This window comes from Flavobacterium defluvii (assembly GCF_900129555.1).
Taxonomy (GTDB): domain Bacteria; phylum Bacteroidota; class Bacteroidia; order Flavobacteriales; family Flavobacteriaceae; genus Flavobacterium; species Flavobacterium defluvii.
In genome coordinates this window covers 79,232-100,298 of the sequence record NZ_FQWC01000009.1, presented here as the reverse complement: position 1 = coordinate 100,298, position 21,067 = coordinate 79,232, and the positions used below count along the sequence as shown (strand labels likewise).

The following is a 21,067-nucleotide window of genomic DNA, read 5'->3' as shown; positions in this document are numbered from 1 at the left end:
TGTTATGAAAAAAAAATTACTCTTATTTATTATGCTTTTGTGCACCTTTTTGGTACAGCAAAAAGCAAATGCTCAACTGAGCCCGGGAGATATAGCCTTTATTGGTTATAATACCAGTCCATTAGACGGCTTTTCTTTTATTGTTTTAAAAGATATACCAAGTGGAACAATTGTTTATTTTACGGAACGCGGATGGAATGGTACAACTTGGGTAACAGGCAGTACTGAACCACATCTTCAATGGACAGTCCCTTCCTTAACTCCAGTAGGAACTATTATTTCTGTAATGGAAACATCTGCTGATACATTTACAATTACAGGCACAACTGGTATTGGTTATGCACCTGGCTTTACTACGGGGTTTAATCTCAGTGGTGGAGATCAGATGTTAGCTTACCAATCAGCAACTGGAGTTCAGCCAGTTTTACCAGACCTTCCTACTTTTATTGCAGGAGTTCATGGAGATTATAACTCAGCTGACTATGACACTACAACTAAATGGAACTTAAATGGCACAACAGGTGGAAACTCAAGTGCATTACCATTAGGATTAACTAATGGTACAAACTGTATTTCTTTATTTCCTGCACCTGGTCCGGAATATCCAAATGCTAAATATAATGGAACCTTGACAGGCAATGTTGCTACTTTATTGGGTCTTATTAATAATCCGTCAAATTGGTTGATAGATACTAATACGGGCAGTCCAACTAACTTTGCTATTACAGCAGCCAATTATCCTACTCCAAGTATTTCTACAACACCTCCTGTTTTTACTTTACAGCCTGCAAGCAAAACAATCTGCTCTGGTACTAATACTTCGTTTTCAGTAGTGGCTACGAATGCTACAGGATATCAATGGCAGATAGATCAAGGTGCGGGTTTTAATAATCTGACCAATACTGCACCATATTCAGGAGTAACTACAACTACCCTAACTATAACCGGGGCAACTTCTGCAATGAATGGTTATACATATCGATGTGTGGCTACAGGAGCTTCTTCTGTAAATTCGAATTCTGCAATATTAACTGTTCCAACGACACTTGGCAGTACAATTACATCACAAAGTAATGTAAGCACATACGGCGCAAACAATGGTTCGGCTACAATTAGTGTTTCTGGAGGAACTACTCCTTATTTCTATTCTTGGTCTCCATCTGGAGGAACTGCAGCTACAGCTTCTGGTCTTTCTGCTGGTACTTATACCGTAACTATTACAGACAGCACTCCAAATGGTATCGGTGGTTGTAATAAAACTCAAACTGTAACAATTACAGAACCTGCAGGATCTATTGTATCAACAACATCATTGACTGCTTTTACAAGCTGTGGCGGAGCTTCAACTGAACAAAGTTTTACAATAAGTGGAGGTGGTTTAACCTCATCATTAGATGTATTTGCTCCAACTGGTTTTGAAATTTCTACATCGGCTGGTGGTACTTACACAAACAATATTTCTTTTCCTAATGTAGGCGGTGTTGTAACAACTAAAACTATATATGCTCGTTTAGCAGCTTCAGCAACTGGAACGCCTTCTGGTAATATTACTGTTTCTTCAACAGGTATAACAACTAAAAATGTTGCGGTTACAGGAAGTATGAATTCTATAGCTATAACAGCTCAGCCTACTGCAAGTACAATCTGTGCAGGGGCCAATACTACTTTCTCTGCAACAGCTTCCAATGCTACCGGGTATCAGTGGCAGGTAGATCAGGGCGCTGGTTTCAATAATATTTCAAACAATGCCACATATTCTGGAGCTAATACTGCAACATTAACTATAACTGGAGCAACTGCAGGATTAAGTGGATACATATACAGAGTTATTGCAACAGGTACATGTCCGTCTGCTACTTCAAACAGTGCTGCCTTAACGGTTAACATGGCGCCGGCAATTACTGCTCAGCCATCTGCAAGTACAATTTGTGCAGGGGCAGCTACTACTTTCACTGCTACTGCTGCAAATGCAACTGGATATCAATGGCAGGTAGATCAAGGTGCTGGTTTCAATAATATTTCAAACAATGCCACATATTCTGGGGCTAATACTGCAACATTAACTATAACTGGCGCAACTGCAGGATTAAATGGATATATATATAGAGTTGTGGCTACAGGTTCTTGTACTCCTAATGCGACTTCAAACAGTGCTGCCTTAACGGTTAACATGGCGCCGGCAATTACAGCTCAGCCATCTGCAAGTACAATTTGTGCAGGAGCAAATACTATTTTCACCGCTACTGCTGCAAATGCTACAGGATATCAGTGGCAGGTAGATCAGGGTGCTGGTTTCAATAATATTGCAAACAATGCCACATATTCTGGAGCTAATACTGCAACATTAACTATAACTGGAGCAACTGCAGGATTAAATGGATATATATATAGAGTTGTTGTAACAGGTTCATGTACACCTAATGCTACTTCAAACAGTGCTGCCTTAACGGTTAACATGGCGCCGGCAATTACTGCTCAGCCATCTGCTAGTATAATTTGTGCAGGAGCAAATACTACTTTCACTGCTACTGCAGCAAATGCTACCGGATATCAGTGGCAGGTAGATCAGGGTGCTGGTTTTTCCAGCATTACAAATGGAGGAGTTTATTCGGGTGCTACTTCAGCTACATTAACTATAACCGGAGCAACTGCAGGATTAAGCGGATATCTTTATAGAGTAGTTGCAACAGGTTTATGTACTCCTGATGCAACTTCAAATACTGCTCTCCTTACTGTAAATCAAGCTCCATCTATTACCGCACAACCAACAGATAGTTCTATTTGTTCTGGTTCTAGTACCACATTTAGCGCTTCAGCAGCTAATGCTGTAAGCTACCAATGGCAGGTAAACACAGGTTCGGGTTTTAATAACATTACAGCTGGCGCTCCCTATTCTGGTGAAACAACAGCTACTCTTACTATAACAGGAGCAACCGCTGCTATAAATAATTATCAATATCGTTTAGTAGCATCTGGAAATTGCACGCCTGTTGCAGTTACAAATTCAGTTACATTGCAAGTATCTAATATTTCTGTTGTTTCAAGTAAAGTAGATATTGCTTGTAATGGAGATGCAAATGGCTCATTATCAGTTGTACCAACCGGAGGAATTGGATCTTATACTTATTTATGGTCAAATAACGCTACATCATCTTCAATTAACAATTTAGCACCTGGAAATTATTCTGTTAGTGTGAAAGATGCTATTCTATGTGAAAAGATATTAAATTTTACAATAAATGAACCACCTGTTCTAGTAGCTTCTCAGGGAACTGTAAACAATGTAAGCTGTAACTCTGGAGCTAATGGAACTGCCACAGTATCAGTAACTGGAGGAACTCCTGGTTATACTTATTCATGGTCACCATCTGGAGGAACAGCTGCAACTGCAAGTGGTTTATCTGCAGGAACATATACTGTTACAGTTACCGATGCAAATGGATGCCAGACTACTCAAAGTTTTACAATTACAGAACCTACTATACTTTCTGCTGCAGCTTCTCAAACTGATGTTTCGTGTAACGGTGGAACTAATGGATCTGCAAGTGTTGTTATAACCGGAGGAGCTGGAGGATATACTTATTTCTGGTCACCATCTGGAGGAACTGCTGCAACTGCAAGCGGTTTAGCAGCAGGTACATATACTGTAACGGCAACTGACGCTAATAACTGTCAGATCACCCAATCATTTACCATTACAGAACCTACAGTTTTAACTGCTTTACCAGTAGCACAGACTAATATTGCTTGTTTTGGTGGTAATACAGGATCTGCTACTGTAACTGCAACTGGCGGAACTGGCGCATATACCTATTCATGGGCTCCTTCCGGAGGTACAGCTGCAACTGCAACAGGATTAACAGCTGGAACATATACAGTCACTATTACAGATGCGAATGGTTGTCAGGCTACTCAAAGTTTTACAATTACAGAACCTGCTGCTCCACTTACTGCTACCGCAGGCGCACAAAGCAATACATCTTGTAATGGAGGAGCTAACGGATTTGCAACTGTAAATATTTCTGGAGGTACACCAGGTTATACTTATTCTTGGGCTCCTTACGGAGGTACTTCTGCAACTGCATTTGGGTTAGCAGCAGGAACATTTACTGTTACAGTTACTGATGCTAATGGATGTCAGGCAACTCAAACTTTTACTATTACAGAACCAACTGCTCTTACTGCTAGTTTTGGTGCTCAAACCAATGTTTCTTGTAATGGAGGATCAAATGGATCTGCTACTGTAAATGTAACTGGAGGTACTGGAGCCTACACTTATTCTTGGTCTCCGTATGGTGGAACTTCGGCAACCGCTTCTGGTTTAACAGCTGGTACATATACGGTTACTGTTTCTGATGCTAATACTTGTCAAACTACACAAAGTTTTACAATTACTGAACCAGCAGTTTTATCTGCAACACCATCACATACAGATGTTCTTTGTAATGGTTCAGCGACAGGTACAGCTACGGTTACTGTTTCTGGAGGAACGCCGGGTTATACATATTTATGGTCTCCATCTGGAGGAACTGCAGCTACAGCTACAGGTTTAACAGTAGGAAATTATAGTGTTTTAGTTACTGATGCTAATGGATGTACAATTACACAAAATTTCATAATTCTGGAGCCAACTGTTTTAACAGCTACACAAAATCAGATTAATGCAACATGCTCAACTGGTGGACAAGCTACAGTTAACGTAAGCGGTGGTACACCTCCTTATACATATCTTTGGTCTCCATCTGGAGCTACAACTGCAACAGCAACAGGATTAGCAGCCGGAACTAATAGTGTTTTAGTTACTGATGCTAATGGATGTAATTTAGGCAGAACGTTTACTATCTCAACAACAAATACTTTAGTTGCCTCAACATTCCAAACTGATGTATTATGTAATGGCGGTACAACAGGATCTGCAACCGTAATTCCTAGCGGTGCACCTGGACCATTTGCATACGTATGGTCTCCTTTCGGAGGAAATGCTGATACAGCTACTAATCTTACGGCTGGTAATTATTCAGTTACAATTACAGCGTCTAACGGATGTTCTATTGTAAAAAACTTTACAATTAATGAGCCATCAGCACTTGTTGTTACTCCAAACTCTCAAACAAATGTTTCTTGTTATGGAGGATCAAACGGAAGTGCTAGTGTTACAGTTACTGGAGGAACTGGAGGTTACACTTATTCCTGGTCTCCATCTGGTGGAACTGCTGCAACTGCAAGTGGTTTATCTGCAGGAACATACACTGTAACAGTTACAGATGCAAATGGTTGTACGCAAGCACAAAGTTTTACTATTACAGAGCCTAATGCACTTGTTGCCACTACATCTCAAACGGATGTTTCATGCAATGGAGGAGCAAACGGAACTGCGACTGCAAATGTAAATGGAGGAACAGGTGCATACACGTATTCATGGGCGCCTTATGGCGGAACTGCTGCTACTGCAACTGGTCTCGCAGCTGGAAATTTTGCAGTTACAATTACAGACGCTAATTCATGTCAGACAGTTGTTAATGTTACAATTACTGAACCTGCAATTCTTTCTGCAACAGTAGCGCAAACGAATGTTACTTGTAATGGATTAAATAACGGGACAGCGACTGTAACTACTTCAGGAGGCACTGCACCTTACACATATTCCTGGTCTCCATCAGGCGGAACTACTGCAACGGCATCAGGTTTAAGTCCTGGAACTTACACAGCAACAATTACCGATGCTAATGGATGTACAACAACTCAAACAACAACAATTACTGAACCATCTGCTCTTGCTGTAACTCCATCTCATACAAATGTTTCTTGTAACTCAGGGGCAAATGGTACTGCAACGGTATCTGTATCTGGCGGAACTCCTGGATATACGTATTCTTGGGCTCCATACGGAGGAACTTCTGCAACAGCAACTGGATTGACTGCAGGAACTTATACTGCTACAATCACTGATGCAAACGGATGTATTGCTACTGAAACATTTATTATTACTGAACCAACAGCTCTTTCTACAACAGCATCACAAACTGATGTTTCTTGTAATGGAGGCGCAAATGGAACAGCTACTGTAACAGTAATTGGCGGAACACCTGCTTATACTTATTCTTGGGCTCCATTTGGAGGAACTGCTGCAACAGCAACTGGACTTTCAGCTGGAACATACACAGTAACAATTACAGATGCTAACAACTGTCAGATAACACAATCGTATACAATTCTAGAGCCTTCTGTTCTTTCTTTAACATCTACTCAAACTAATGTTTCTTGTAATGCAGGAGCAAACGGAACTGCAACTGTAACAGCAGCTGGAGGAACTGCGCCTTATACATATTCTTGGTCTCCATTTGGTGGAACTGCTGCGACTGCATCAGGTCTTACTGCAGGAACTTACACAGTAACTGTTACCGATGCTAATGCTTGTACAGCAACAGAATCTGTTACTATTACTGAACCAGTTATTCTTTCTGCAACAACTTCTGCAACAAATGTTTCTTGTAATGGAGGAAATGATGGAACTGCAACTGTAACAGCAGCTGGCGGAACCGGTGCTTATACTTATGCCTGGTCTCCTGCTGGAGGAAACGCTGCAACTGCATCTGGATTAGGTGCTGGAACTTATACTGTTACTGTTACTGATGCTAATAGCTGTTCTACAACACAAACAGTAACCATTACTCAGCCTATCGCTCTTTCTGTAACTGCATCTCATTTAGATGTTTCTTGTAATGGAGGAGCAAACGGAACTGCTACAGTAGCTGTAACTGGCGGAACTGGAACTTATACTTATTCTTGGGCGCCGTTTGGAGGAACTGCCGCAACAGCAACTGGATTGACTGCAGGAACTTATACTGTAATAATTACAGATGCAAACGGTTGTACCGCAACTGAGTCAATTGTAATTGCTGAACCAAATGCCCTAACTGCAACAACTGCCAGCACAAATGTATCTTGTAATGGAGGATCTAACGGAACTGCAGCTGTAACAGCTGTTGGAGGAACTGGTGCTTATACTTATTTATGGTCACCTTCTGGAGGAACTGCGGCAACGGCAACCGGCCTTACAGCGGGAACATATACTGTTATAGTAACCGATGCTAATAACTGTCAGACTACTCAATCTGTTACAATTACCGAACCTGCTGTTCTTGCTGCAACAACATCTAAAACAGATGTTACATGCAGCGGCGTAAATGACGGAACTGCATCTGTAACTGTAACTGGAGGAACTGGAACATATACATATGCTTGGTCTCCATCTGGAGGAAATGCGGCAACAGCGACAGGTTTGAGTCCAAATACTTATACAGTAACTATTACAGATTCAAACGGATGTTTTATTACTGAAACAATCAATATCATAACAACTCCAGATGTAACAGCTCCAGTACCAACTGTAGCAAGTCTGCCGGAAATTACAAACTACTGCTCAGTTTCAGCATCAGAAATTGCTATTCCAACCGCAACAGATAATTGTGCGGGAACTATAAACGGAACTACAACTGATCCTTTAAATTATAACACAGTAGGAACTTATGTAATTACATGGAGCTATAATGACGGAAATGGAAACATTACTACACAACCTCAAACGGTTAAGGTGGCTGCTTCTCCATTAAACGCTGTAACTTTTGCCGATGCTCAGTTTACATACGATGGAAACACACATTCGCTGCAAGTTGCTAATCTTCCTTCCGGAGCAAGTGTAACCTATTCTGCAAACAATGCATCAACAAATGCAGGAACTTATGTAGTTACAGCTACAGTTACACCTCCTGCCGGATCACATTGTGCAGGAATTACACTTACAGCAAATCTTGTTATTAACAAAGCACCACAGCAAATTACATTCAATGCAATTCCGGTTAAAACTCTTGGAGCAAATAACAGCTTCAATTTAACAGCGGCTTCAAGTTCAAATTTAGCGGTAACGTATACCTCAACTTACACTACTCCATTAGCACCGGCTACAGTTTCGGCAAGTGGTACAGTAAACATGTTAAGAGCGGGCGAAATGCATATTACGGCACATCAGGCGGGAGACAATAATTATCTTCCTGCTGCCGATGTTACGCAGACACTAGTAATCTTAAACAACAATATTGATGTTAAGAGAATCGTGTTAGGAACTAAAGTTTTTGAAAACCCTGGAAAAGTAATTAATTATGTACTGCCTTGCGGCGAAACAAATCCAAGTGTTTCTGTTGTAAATGAATCTGGAGCGATTATCACACCATCAGCTAATTTTACAATACAAACTCCTAAACCTGGAATTTACAATCAAAATGTAACTATAACTTCACAAGACGGAACATTATCTGCAACATATTCAATTACAGTTGAAAAACCATTCAATTTCTTTGATATTGTTAAACAGAAATTCAATAACGTACTTCTTGTAAACAACAATCCACAAACAAATGGAGGTTACGATTTTGTTTCTTATGAATGGTTTAAAAACGGACAATCAATAGGAACTGGTCAGTATTATTCTGTAGGAAACAGCATTACTGATTTATTAGATCCAACAGCTGATTATAGCGTAAAAATGACAACACGAGACGGAAAAGTACTGCAAACATGTCCATCAAAAATCACATTGACAAATACACTTGCGGCTAAACTTTATCCAAACCCAATTGAAATTGGAAAAGTAATTACTGTTGAAGCAGATTTCCCTACAGAAGAATTAGAGAAAATGCAAATTAGTCTTTACTCTGTAACTGGCCAATTGGTAAAAACTGTACAGTCATCTACAGCTAAAACCGAAATACAATTACCTCAAACAACTGAGAGCAATATGTACCTGGTAGTTCTGGAAACTCCAAACATCAAAAAATCTTTCAAAGTAATTGTAAAATAAATAAAACCTGCCAGTACTAGATAAAAATAGTACTGGCATAATATAACATAAGATGAAAAAAAATATTAACAGCTATATTACGTCGCTTGCCATTTTTACGGCCATTTTTGCGACGTGCATTAATGGTTACAGCCAGGATAAAAAGCAGGAATTTTCGATTTCATTGGGAGGACCTTTTTCGTATGTAGATTCTGATTCGCCAGGAAAAACTGTTCCAGGAATTGGTGTTAGTGCCGGGCTTCGTTATTCTTACTACGTATGTGAAAATTTAAGTTTAGGAATTGGAGTCGAATACCAAACCTATAATTCAGATTTAAAATATAATTTATTTGCAGGTTCATACGCTGCAACCGATGCCGAAAATGAAAATTTTCAATTTCGATACAAAGGTACTAATGTAAGAGAAGAGCAAAAACTGGCTTATATTAATGTGCCAATTAATGTTCAGTTTGAAACTCGGGGTACTTCAAAGCTTTATGTATCAGCCGGAGCTAAAATTGGTTTCGCTTCAAGCGGAAGTTATCAGACCACTTTTCAAAATCTAACAACAAGCGGTTATTACCCGCAATACAATGTAGAATTATTTAGTCCGGCTTTTGCAGGTTTTGCAAGCACTAATAATTTAAAAACCAACGAACAGGATCTTGATACAGAAGTTTCGTATTCAGCAACTTTTGAAACCGGTTTAAAACAAGAATTAGGATACCGAAATTCCCTCTATATTGGAGCTTATTTTGAGTACGGGTTAAATAATATTTATGATAAAACAGGAAACGGGAATCTTGTGCAATACAATTCAAAATTACCAGTAGAATTAGGATATAATACTTTACTTAATACTACAGTAAGCAGTAATGTAAGGCTTGTTTCGTATGGTCTTAAACTAAGATTTGCATTACGATAATTTAACAATCATACTTATTTAAATAAAAAACCCTGTAATAAATATCATTACAGGGTTTTTGCTTATAAATTATATTTCTTATTTTTTAACAGTATCTGTCGTAATAGTTCTGGCAGTATCTGTTACAGTTGTATCTACATCTGGCCCTACAGTATCAATAATTGCTTCTGTAGAATCAATAGAAGATGGAGTTTCTGTAGTTGTATCATTCTTCTTGCATGAAAATGCCAATCCCGTTAACAGAATCAACAATGCAATTTTGGTTTTTAATATCGTTTTCATAATTATATTTTTTACTGTTTGTATTCATTTTAATATTTTCAAATTTAAGTTACTTAATTCTAATGCAATTACATAATTACAGTAATCCTTTACAAAAATCAAAGAAACTCCATAAAAGTATAATTCTTTAAAAAATCATGTAAACTCAAAAACAAGATTACATTATTCTGCTTCATTCTTATATAAAATAATACTGGCAATCCTATAAGTTTGAAAATTAAAGTTGTAACCCAAAGGATATTGTTGTTAGTAGCTTTGATATGAATGATTTGCGAAATCAATCGTCAATTTTTTAAATATTATTAAGTATGAATAATGCAGCTGAAAATATAAACGAAGGAAGCATAACATCTGGAGACAATGTTTCATTTTGGATTGATACAACCCCGCTATTATCTTTCGAAAAACCAAATAAGGATATTTCGACAGAAGTCTTAATTATTGGCGGGGGAATTGCTGGTTTAACCACAGCTTATAAACTTTTAAAAGCAGGAAAAAAAGTAGTTCTAGTTGAAGACGGATTCATAGGAAGCGGAGAAACAGGAAGAACAACAGCACATTTAACCTGCGCTCTTGATGACCGATATTATTATCTTGAAAATACATTTGGAAAAGAAAGCGCGCGTTTGGCCGCCGAAAGTCATTCGGCTGCAATTGATGAAATCGAAAAAATTGTTACGACACTAAACATTAACTGTTCCTTTAAAAGAGTTAATGGTTACTTATTTTTACACCCGAGCGACAAAGAAAAAAATCTAGATAAAGAATTTCAGGCAACTAAAGATGCCGGACTTCAAACTTCATTATTAAACTATACGCCTTATTTAGCCGAAGCTGAAAGCCAAAGATCAATTGAATTTAAAAATCAGGCTCAGTTTCATATTTTACATTACTTAAAAGGACTTGCCGAAGCTGTTACAGCTCTGGGTGGAACCATTTTTACTGAAGCACATGCAGATGACATTTCCAAAGAAGGAGCTTCAGTGAATGGTTTCAATTTTTCTGCACAGCAAATAGTTGTAGCAACCAACACCCCTATTAATGATGTTTTAACCATGCATACCAAACAGCATGCTTACAGAACATACGTAATTGCCGGAAAAATTCCAAAAGGAACCCTGCCCTATTCTTTGTGGTGGGATACTGGAGATGCAGACTCTAAATGGGTCTCGCAGCCTTATCATTATGTGCGTTTAGAAAACTTTGATGACGAGTTCGATTTATTGATTTCTGGCGGAGAAGATCATAAAACCGGACAAGAAGACGAAGAAGGAGTTTCAGCAATGGCGCGATATGAAAAACTCGAAATCTGGACTCGCAAGTTTTTTCCAATGCTTGATGAAATAAGTTATAAATGGTCTGGACAAGTTATGGAACCTTTTGATTCCTTAGGGTTTATGGGAAAAAATCCCGGAGATAAAAACATTTATGTTATAACAGGAGATTCAGGAAATGGTATGACACACGCAACCATTGGCGCCATGATAATTACTGATCAAATTTTAGGTATAAAAAATAAATGGGAGGATTTGTACAACCCATCACGAATCACTTTTAAGGCACTGGGAGATTTTATGAAAGAAGCAGGAAATATGGCTTCACAGTATCTCGACTGGATTACAGCATCGGATTTAGATAATACAGCAGATTTAAAATCAGGCGAAGGCGGAATACTTTCTTTTGGATTAAAAAGAGTCGCTGTTTACCGTGATTACGACAATACACTACAGGCTTTTTCAGCTGTTTGTCCGCACTTAGGCTGTATTGTACAATGGAATCCCGATGAAAAATCATTCGATTGTCCTTGCCACGGTTCGAGATTTGCTACAGACGGAACTGTTCTAAATGGTCCGGCAAAAAAAAATTTAAATAAAATTCAGGTAAAATAATTCGACATGAAAGCGATTATACTTTTAGCGACTTTAAAAAACAAAGGTCGTTCTAATACCGAAACTCTTGTTGATTTTTTTGGAGAATATCTTTCAGAACAAAAAATTGATTACGAAGTTATAAAACTTGCTAATCAGCATATTGTTCCCGGAACTTATACACACATGAATGAAAAAGATGACTGGCCGGAGATTTACCAAAAAATCCTTGATGCCAAAATTATTCTTTTTGCAACCCCTATTTGGTGGAACAATCATTCATCTGAATTACAGCGTTGTATCGAACGCCTGGACGAAGTATATGATATTATTCTTTCCGGAAAAGATTCTCCGCTTGACGGAAAAATTGGAGGTGTAATCGTTACAGGAGATTCAGACGGTGTTGAGCATATTACCGCAAATATTGCAAATTTCTTTTGTTCTATAGGTGTAACCGTTCCGCCTTATACTTCTCTTGGAGTTATTTGGGAAGGACATTCAAAAGATTCGAAAAAAACAAAAACACAACTTCAAAAATATTATAAAAGATTTTATCATAAAGATGCCTCTGCAATGGCTGAATCTTTAAAAAAAGCCACAAAATAAATCAGACACGAGCGAAACTGACAATTCAATACAATGTAAAACAGGGTTTTAAATGCAGTTTTTTTCTTCATTTATGGATTTCGCTATGCATGAAGCCTTAGTATCACAAACAACCAACATTCGAACAATCTTAACCACATTTCAATTCAAAAAACCTATAAAATATATTGAAGAACCCGCTTTATAAATAAATCAAAAAATAAAAACACGATTATGGAAAAATTATCAAATTACTTCGGTCAAAATATCATTCAAAAACGTATCGTAATTACGGGCGGAACAACCGGAATTGGAAAAGCAATTGCCGAGCTTTTAGTATCTCTTGGCGGACGTGTATTCATTTTTGGAAGAGACGTAAACGATTTCAATGAAGCAATGGATGATATTAAAACAAAAGCATCGGCAGGAGAAATATATGGTGTTCCGGCTGATATAACAAAAAAAGAAGACGTCCAGATGATTTGGGAAAGAATCGATAATATGCTGGGCGGAATTGATATTCTTATTAACAACGCTGCCCTTGCTGCAGGAGGAATTGTCGAAGGCAATACAGACGAATGGAGATATATTTTAGATACCAACATTTGGGGCTATATGGCATTTGCAAAAGAAGCGGTTACAAGAATGAAAGATCAAAAATCAGGACATATTATAAATATTGGTTCAATGAGTGCCGAAACACAAAATAAAGAAAGCGTAATTTATGTTGCGACCAAAACTGCCATAAGAGGTTTTAGCACATCACTCAGAAAAGAAATTAATCCGCTCGGAATTAAAGTTTCGCACATTGAGCCCGGCGCAGTAACCAGCGATATGCAGAAAGACCCAAAAGAAGTACAAGAAGAAAAAATTAAAAAAATGGAAATGCTCGAGGCAGAAGATATCGCTATGAGTGTATTATTCTGTCTTTCACAGCCAAAACGCTGTGATATTGTAAGCATGCAGATTCGACCACATCTGCAGGTTATTTAAAACGTTATTCTTCATACATTTCCATCCAAAGTCGGGTTTCTTCAAGGTCGAGTTCTTTTTCTATTTTACGAAAAATCTCTTCGTTGACTGAACCCGCTTTGTGCATATTTTCGAGTTTACTGCGTTCTACATTTAAAAGATCAATTTGAATTTTTGTAAAATCATTAAAAATCTCATTTCCAAACACTTTTCCATTACCAAAAAAGTTAGCCGGAAGTTCAGTTTTTTGTAAACGATTAAATTTTACTTCATATTTACTTTTAATGTTGTGAAGCAGTTCATCATCTAATAATGAAAAATTATCCTCAATATGCGCAATTGTTTCAGAAACAATTAAATTACGAATATTATATTCTTCTGCCAAAATAGAATAACGTTCAATTTTAAGCTTTTTAATCAGCCAGGGAAGCGTTAGTCCCTGAATAACCAAAGTAGAAAGAATAACACAAAAAACAAGATAAATAATCAGGTTACGAAGCGGAAATTCTTCGGTTTTATTTAACATTAACGGAAGTGCTAAAGCTGCAGCCATAGAAACCACACCACGCATTCCCGACCATCCGAAAATGATCATATTGCGATAATCAAATTCTTCTTTCATTCTAATTTTTTTGCTGATTAATCTAGGGATTATTGTTGCCGGAACAACCCATAAAAACCTAACAATAATTACAACAATACTAATCACTGCTCCCCATATAAATAACAAATCTCCGGAATAATTACTGATTCCTTCAATAATCTGTCTAAGCTGTAATCCAATTAAAATAAAAATTAAGCCGTTAAGGATATTATTTAAAACATCCCATATTGTATTACTCATAATCCGGCTTTCATGAGAAAAAATTGTTCCCGATCTCGCTGCCAGAAAAAGACCGGTAGTAACTACTGCCAAAACTCCTGAACCATGAAAATGCTCTGCAATCAGATACGATGAAAATGGCGTTAATAACGTAAGAGTTACTTCAATAATATCATCGCATACAAATCTTTTATGAATATAATACATTATATATCCAACAGCTAAGCCAATTGCAATACCTAAAACCGACATCAAAACAAAGTTTAACCCTGCCTGCCACAAAACAAAGTTCCCTGCTGTAATCGCCGTTAAAGCATATTTATAAGCCACAAGACCGCTGGCATCATTCACCAGACTTTCTCCTTCAAGTATCGCTATCAATCTTGGGTGCAATCCTAAACCTTTTGTAATCGCAGTTGCCGAAACTGCATCCGGAGGCGAAACAATTGCGCCAAGCAAAAATGCTAACGGCCAGGAAATATCATCTATAAGCCAATGTGCCACAACGGCAACCAGTCCGGTAGTAAAAAAGACCAAACCAACAGCCGCCAAAGTTATCGGCCGGATGGTTTGTTTAAACTCAGACCAGCTTGTATGCCACGCTGCATGATACAAAAGCGGTGGCAGGAAAATAATAAAAACGACTTCCGGACTTAGTGCAATAACCGGTAGTCCCGGAATAACGCTGATAATTACACCGCACATTACCAACACAATTGGTATAGGAAAATTATATCTTTTACTTACTAAACTAAGAAAAGCTACGCCAAAAAGTAACATTATAATTACTGTGATATTTTCCATTCTACTGCGGGTATTTATTTATTTGGGATGATAATTTCTGGGTACTAAATTAAGATTTTATGAGAATAAATTAAATTGTCAATAAAAAGAATATTGATTTTAGTAACATACATCAGGAACTTAAACACATAGAAACATAGTTTTCGAACTTAAAAAAGACGTTTCGCTTATATTAACAGTATAAAAGGATGCTTTTTTTGAATCTATATAATAAATAAATTTATGCTTTTATGTGTTTAAAATTCATAAAAAAACCGAATCTTATGATTCGGCTTTTTTTAAATTTATTATGATTCGCAGCTGCTGCAGGTAACTAAACTTGTAACCAATTCTTTAGAAACACTTTGGCTTCTTTGGTAATACAAACTTTTTACACCCAATTGCCATGCTTCGATCATTAAACGGTTTACTTCTTTAATTGGCAGTTCTGCCGGAATATTAAGATTTAAACTCTGTCCCTGATCTACAAACTTCTGGCGAATAGCCGCCTGCTGTACAATCTCAAGCTGGCTGATTTCTTTGAAGGTTTTAAAAACGTCTTTTTCAGTCTGCGAAAGCTGTGACATATGCTGAACACTCCCGCCATTTAGCATAATCCCTCTCCAAACTTCTTCGTTATCAAGACCTTTTTCTTCAAGCAGCTTTGTCAGGTATTTATTTTTACGCATAAAATTACCTTTACTCAAACCTGCTTTATAGTAATTACTGCTAAAAGGCTCAATTCCTGGAGAAGTCTGACCTAAAATTGCCGATGAAGAAGTAGTTGGCGCAATTGCCATTGTTGTGGTATTACGTCTTCCGTAACCTTTTAACAATTCTGGTTCGCCATAAATTCTCGCCAAATCCTGCGTTGCTTTATCTGCTTTATCACTTATGTGTTTAAAAATCTCTGTGGTTTTCATTTTTGCTTCCATTCCTTCAAACGGAATCATATTTTTTTGCAGATAAGAATGCCATCCTAAAACTCCAAGTCCAAGTGCACGGTGTCTTTTGGCAAATTTATTCGCTGCCGAAAGATAATAGTTGCCTTCTGTTTTTTCAATAAATTCCTGTAAAACAGCATCAAGAAAAAAGATTGCCAGTTTTACAGCTTCTGTATCTTTCCATTCATCATAAAGCTCAAGATTCATAGACGATAAGCAGCAGATAAACGATTCATCCTGACTAGACGGAAGCATAATCTCACTACATAAATTACTAGCGTTTATTCTTAAGTTTTGATCTTTATAAACTTGTGGCTTGCTTTTGTTTACGTTATCGCTGAAAAAGATATACGGAAGTCCTTTCTGCTGGCGGCTTTCCAGAACCTTTGCCCAAATTTGTCTTTTATCAATATCGCCATCAATCATTTCCTGCATCCAGTAATCAGGTACACAGATTCCGGTAAACAAATTCTGAATAGGATTTCCAATACTTTTAATTTTCAAAAATTCTTCGATATCCGGGTGATCGATATCCAAATATGCGGCAAATGCACCACGGCGAACTCCACCTTGTGAAATCGTATCCATAGCCGTATCAAAAAGTTTCATGAAACTTACCGCACCACTACTCTTTCCGTTATCGGTTACAGCGCTTCCGCGTTCACGAAGTTCACCAAAATAACCAGACGTTCCTCCGCCTATTTTAGTCTGCATAATCACTTCGCCTAATTTATGTGTAATTCCTTCAATTTTATCCGGAACGTGAACGTTAAAGCAAGAAATTGGTAAACCTCTTTCGGTTCCCATATTAGCCCAAACCGGAGAACTGATGCTCATCCAGCCGCGCTCGATCATTTCTACAAAAGATTCTTTTAACTCGGGTTTGTATAATCTTCTTGCAGCTGCCGTACAAATTCTGTCAATTGCACCTTCAACAGTTTCACCCTTTAAAAGATAACCGCGATTTAAAATTTGTTCACTCTCAGAGTTCTTCCACCACATTTTGGTTCCAGCTTCATTATATGGAAGACTATTTACTTCATTTATATCTATTGTACTCATTTTGTTATGCTTTAGAAGAGATCGTTTGCCGTAATACTTTTATCGTGTTTTGTATATTCTACAGGACGTTTTGCAAAGAAATCATCCAGACTGTTGGCAAAAACTTCTTCTTCAAACCAGGCCAGAGCTTTGTAATCTTCAATATTAACATTGAATATGGTTGGAATACCGATTTGTTTAAGGCTTTCGTCAATTCTAAATTTCATGAAATTCACCAAATCACCTTTTTTAATACTTTCGATTTCACCTTCTTCAAATATCCAGTCTAATATGTCAGATTCGACAGCGATAGAATGCTTAACCGTCTCTCTAACCAGTTCTAAAGTATCGGCATCAAAATAATCCGGGAATTCTTCTCTGATTTTATTGATAATGTAAATTCCGCCATTAGCATGAATCTGCTCATCGATAGAAGTCCACGCAATAATGTTGCTTACATTTTTCATGTAACCTTTAAATCTTGTAAAAGAAAGCAGAATAGCAAACTGACTGAAAAGTGAAACGTTTTCTATAAGGATACTGAATAAAATTAGTGAAACCATATATTTACGGTTATCCTGTGAACGTGTATCTTTTAAAACATCCGAAAGATAATCTACACGTCTGCGGATTACGGGAACATCAAGAAGTTTTTCAAATTCGTCGTTATATCCCAATACCTCAAGAAGACGTGAATAAGCTTCAGAATGCCTGAATTCGCATTCTGCAAAGGTGGTTCCCAAACCATTAAATTCTGGTTTTGGAAAATGTTCGTAAATATTTCCCCAAAAACTTTTTACAGCTACCTCAATCTGTGCAATTGCCAGTAAACTATTTTTTACTGCTGTTTTTTCCGCCAGTGTTAAATGAGCATGAAAATCCTGAGTATCAGCAGTAAAATCAACTTCTGTATGAACCCAATACGCTTTATTTATCGCTTCTGTAAATTGTAAAACCTCCGGGTATTCAAAAGGTTTATAATTGACTCTTTTATCAAATATAGACATATATATAGTATTTAACGGTGACTAAGCAAGATTGAAAACTAACAGGATTTGAGGTGGGGGACTGTGTTTTCGTTATATACAAAATTAACCCACGTATCTTCTTTTGTCCAGGTTTTGATGTTAAAAATCATATCAATTATCAACAGAAAAAATTGATGCCAAAAAGCAGTAAAAAATATTTTATTAACAGGTACATAATTTTCCTTACTTCCCCAATTATCAGTTATTTAAACTGAATCTAAATAGATTTGTCAACAAAAAAAATGAAAAAATGACTAGAAATAAAAAAACAGTTATTAACAGAGAAAATTCAATTTCTATTTTTTTGACTAAAAAATGAGCATTAAAAAACGTCAAATTTCTGCCGAAAATTGTTTCTATTCTTATAAAAACTAAAATTAAAAACTTACAAAATGTTATAGCAAACAAAACATCAAATTACTAAATATCAGCATTTTAAATTTATAAAGAATAAAAAAAGTTAAACAATTATTAAACCAGAATAAAAAAACTAAGGTCTTATGATTTTTAAAAAATATGTCGTATAAAAAGGTTATCAGGAAAATTAAAATTTGCTTAGAATTAACTTTTAAACCTAATAAAACTTGATATAAAAATTTTAATTTCTACATTTGCCATTATTTTGATTTATTCTAAATAGATATTTGTGTTTCTATCATTTTTAGAAATTGAAATTACCATAAACAACATAATAAAATATGAAAAAGAATCTTTTTACTTCTTTAGCATTAGCGGCAGTTTTATTTGTCAGCGCACAGCAAAAAAATACACTTTTAGAAGCTTCTTTCTGGAAAACCACACCAAATGTAGAAACGGTAAAAGCTGAAATTGCAAAAGGAAATAATCCATCAGAAGCAAATATAAATGCTTTTGATGTTACTACACTGGCAATCAATAATGATGCTCCAAATGAAACAATCAAATTTTTACTGGATCAGCCAGGTAACTCTGTTACAAAATTAACGCATGATAATCGTATTTATTTACACTGGGCGGCTTACAGAGGAAATACCGAATTGGCAGAGTATCTTATCAGTAAAGGTTCTGATGTAAATTTTGAAGATAGTCACGGCACTGCTCCGGCAGATTTTGCTGCGTCAAACGGACAGGTAAATCCTGCATTGTATGAAGCTTTTTTTAAAGCTGGTATTGATCCGAAGAAAAAATATACAAACGGTGCCAACCTGTTACTTTTAGTAATTCCTGCAGATAAAGATTTAAAAGCTGCTGAATATTTTGCAACAAAAGGATTGTCTCTTAAAGATGTTGACAATGATGGAAATACAGCTTTTACTTATGCAGCAAGATCAGGAAATATTTCTTTTTTGAAAAAACTGCTTGAAAAAGGCATTAAACCAAACGATAATGCCCTTTTTACAGCGGCACAAGGAAGCCGAAGAGAAACCAATACTATTGAAACTTATAAATATTTAGTCGAAGAAGTTAAACTAAAACCTAATGCGCAGAATAAAGCGGGTCAAAACGTGCTTCATATTTTAGCCGGAAAACCAAATCAGGCAGAAATTGTAAAATACTTTTTAAGCAAAGGTACAGATGCTAATAAAGCTGATAAAGAAGGAAATACTCCTTTGATGGCAGCAGCATCGGCAAAAGAAACAGCAGTTTTAGAAATTTTACTTCCTGCTGCCAAAAACATGAATGTGCAAAATGCTAAAGGTGAATCGGCTTTAACGTATGCGGTAAAATCTGGAACTCCGGAATCTGTAAATTTACTTTTAAACAAAGGTGCCGATGTTAATGTAAAAGATAAAGACGGAAACAATTTAGGCGTTTATTTAGTTCAGTCTTACCGCCCGGCCGGAAAAGACAATGCCGCTGATCCGTTTGATGCAAAAGCAAAACTTCTTCAGGAAAAAGGATTAAATTTAGCAACGGCACAAAAAGACGGAAACACTTTATACCATTTAGCAATTACAAAAAATGATGTTTCACTTCTTAAAAAAATCACAGATTTAAAAGTAGATATTAATGCTAAAAACAAAGACGGATTAACCGCTTTACACAGAGCTGCAATGACTGCCAAAGATGATTCAATTTTAAAATATCTTATTTCTGCCGGAGCAAAAAAAGACATTAACACTGAGTTTGACGAAAGTGCTTATGCTTTAGCAAAAGAGAACGAATTGCTGACAAAAAACAATGTATCAATCGAATTCTTAAAATAGCCTTTATAAAGTTATGAGTTTTGAATTATAAATTATAAGTTGTTGGCTTACTCAAATTTTATTTTTTTAGCTCATAAAGTTATTTCAGAAATTTAAATATTTGCCAGACAAAAAATAAGATAGCGTACCTACGGCACGCTGACGAATTCTAAATTTATTGGCTACCGATATTGAATGCCTAACGGCATATTTATATTAAAAATCAATAATAAATTTATAACCCATAACTTAAAACTAAAAACTAAAAACTCATAACCCAAAACTCACAATTCACAATTATAAAAAATGAAATCAATATTCAAAATCGCTTTTATACTTTTTGCTTCTTTTCAGGTAAACGCACAATCGAGCAAATACAAATGCATGCTTCAAATGTCAAATTATATGGGAGAAGGTGCATATATCGTTGTTTCGCTTATTAACCCAGCTGGTGCATACGAAAAAACGCTTTATGTAATGGGTGATGATAAAAAATGGTACAAATCGCTGAAAGAATGGAATAAATTCCATGCCCAGAAAAATGATGATATCAGCGCAAAAACCGGAGCATCAGTAACAGGAGGCGACCGCAGTGTAACAACAATAGAAATTGAAGATTCTAAAATAAACAAAGGTTACAAACTGCGTTTTGAATCTGCAGTTGAAGACCAGAAATATTATGTGAGCGATCTGGAAGTTCCGCTTACAACAGAAGGCCTTGCAGATAAAACAGATGGTAAAGGTTACATTAAATATGTTCGATTAAATAAGATATAATTTTTGATAATTATTTCTTAACCTAATTATGAGCATAA

At 36.6% G+C, this 21,067-nt stretch carries 11 protein-coding genes; 7 read left to right on the top strand and 4 right to left on the bottom strand.

Annotation, left to right across the window (positions count from 1 at the left end; genetic code table 11):
• The first annotated feature begins 4 nt into the window (after positions 1–4).
• Together BUC29_RS21385 and BUC29_RS17760 are read left to right on the top strand one after the other, a co-directional pair.
• Positions 5–8,857: a T9SS type A sorting domain-containing protein gene (locus BUC29_RS21385; protein ID WP_167369546.1), complete on the top strand. Its 8,853-nt coding sequence runs from the start codon at positions 5–7 to the stop codon at positions 8,855–8,857.
• A gap of 52 nt (positions 8,858–8,909) precedes the next feature.
• On the top strand, positions 8,910–9,761 hold the full coding sequence (locus BUC29_RS17760) for a porin family protein (protein ID WP_073417519.1): 852 nt from the start codon (positions 8,910–8,912) through the stop codon (positions 9,759–9,761).
• A gap of 78 nt (positions 9,762–9,839) precedes the next feature.
• Here BUC29_RS17760 and BUC29_RS17755 read toward each other — a convergent pair whose 3' ends face one another.
• Positions 9,840–10,043 carry a hypothetical protein gene (locus tag BUC29_RS17755; RefSeq protein WP_073417518.1) on the bottom strand — a complete coding sequence of 68 codons (204 nt, stop codon included), beginning with the start codon at positions 10,041–10,043 and terminating at the stop codon, positions 9,840–9,842.
• Between the two features lie 308 nt (positions 10,044–10,351).
• Here BUC29_RS17755 and BUC29_RS17750 point away from each other — a divergent pair, with 308 nt between their 5' ends.
• The 3 genes from BUC29_RS17750 (at position 10,352) to BUC29_RS17740 (ending at position 13,489) form a co-directional block, all read left to right on the top strand.
• Positions 10,352–11,932: an FAD-dependent oxidoreductase gene (locus BUC29_RS17750; protein WP_073417517.1), complete on the top strand. Its 1,581-nt coding sequence runs from the start codon at positions 10,352–10,354 to the stop codon at positions 11,930–11,932.
• A gap of 6 nt (positions 11,933–11,938) precedes the next feature.
• On the top strand, positions 11,939–12,517 hold the full coding sequence (locus BUC29_RS17745; protein ID WP_073417516.1) for a flavodoxin family protein: 579 nt from the start codon (positions 11,939–11,941) through the stop codon (positions 12,515–12,517).
• 213 nt (positions 12,518–12,730) lie between these two features.
• Positions 12,731–13,489, top strand: coding sequence for an SDR family oxidoreductase (locus tag BUC29_RS17740; protein ID WP_073417515.1), 759 nt, complete (start codon positions 12,731–12,733; stop codon positions 13,487–13,489).
• 4 nt (positions 13,490–13,493) lie between these two features.
• On the opposite strand, the gene BUC29_RS17735 is transcribed toward BUC29_RS17740, so the two are convergent.
• From BUC29_RS17735 to BUC29_RS17725, 3 genes are all read right to left on the bottom strand, one after another.
• A complete protein-coding gene (locus BUC29_RS17735) occupies positions 13,494–15,095 on the bottom strand; it encodes a Na+/H+ antiporter (RefSeq protein WP_073417514.1) in 1,602 nt (533 codons plus the stop codon).
• Positions 15,096–15,382: 287 nt separating this feature from the next.
• The gene (locus BUC29_RS17730) at positions 15,383–17,080 is read right to left on the bottom strand and encodes a ribonucleoside-diphosphate reductase subunit alpha (protein WP_073417513.1); all 1,698 of its coding nucleotides are present in this window, start codon (positions 17,078–17,080) and stop codon (positions 15,383–15,385) included.
• An 11-nt stretch (positions 17,081–17,091) separates the two neighbouring features.
• Positions 17,092–18,066, bottom strand: coding sequence for a ribonucleotide-diphosphate reductase subunit beta (locus BUC29_RS17725; RefSeq protein WP_073417512.1), 975 nt, complete (start codon positions 18,064–18,066; stop codon positions 17,092–17,094).
• 719 nt (positions 18,067–18,785) lie between these two features.
• Between BUC29_RS17725 and BUC29_RS17720 the strand changes: the two genes are divergently transcribed.
• Both BUC29_RS17720 and BUC29_RS17715 read left to right on the top strand, forming a co-directional pair.
• Positions 18,786–20,273, top strand: coding sequence for an ankyrin repeat domain-containing protein (locus BUC29_RS17720; protein ID WP_073417511.1), 1,488 nt, complete (start codon positions 18,786–18,788; stop codon positions 20,271–20,273).
• A gap of 285 nt (positions 20,274–20,558) precedes the next feature.
• Positions 20,559–21,029 (top strand): DUF2271 domain-containing protein, encoded by a 471-nt coding sequence (locus tag BUC29_RS17715; RefSeq protein ID WP_073417510.1) that lies wholly within the window; start codon positions 20,559–20,561, stop codon positions 21,027–21,029.
• Positions 21,030–21,067: the final 38 nt, after the last annotated feature.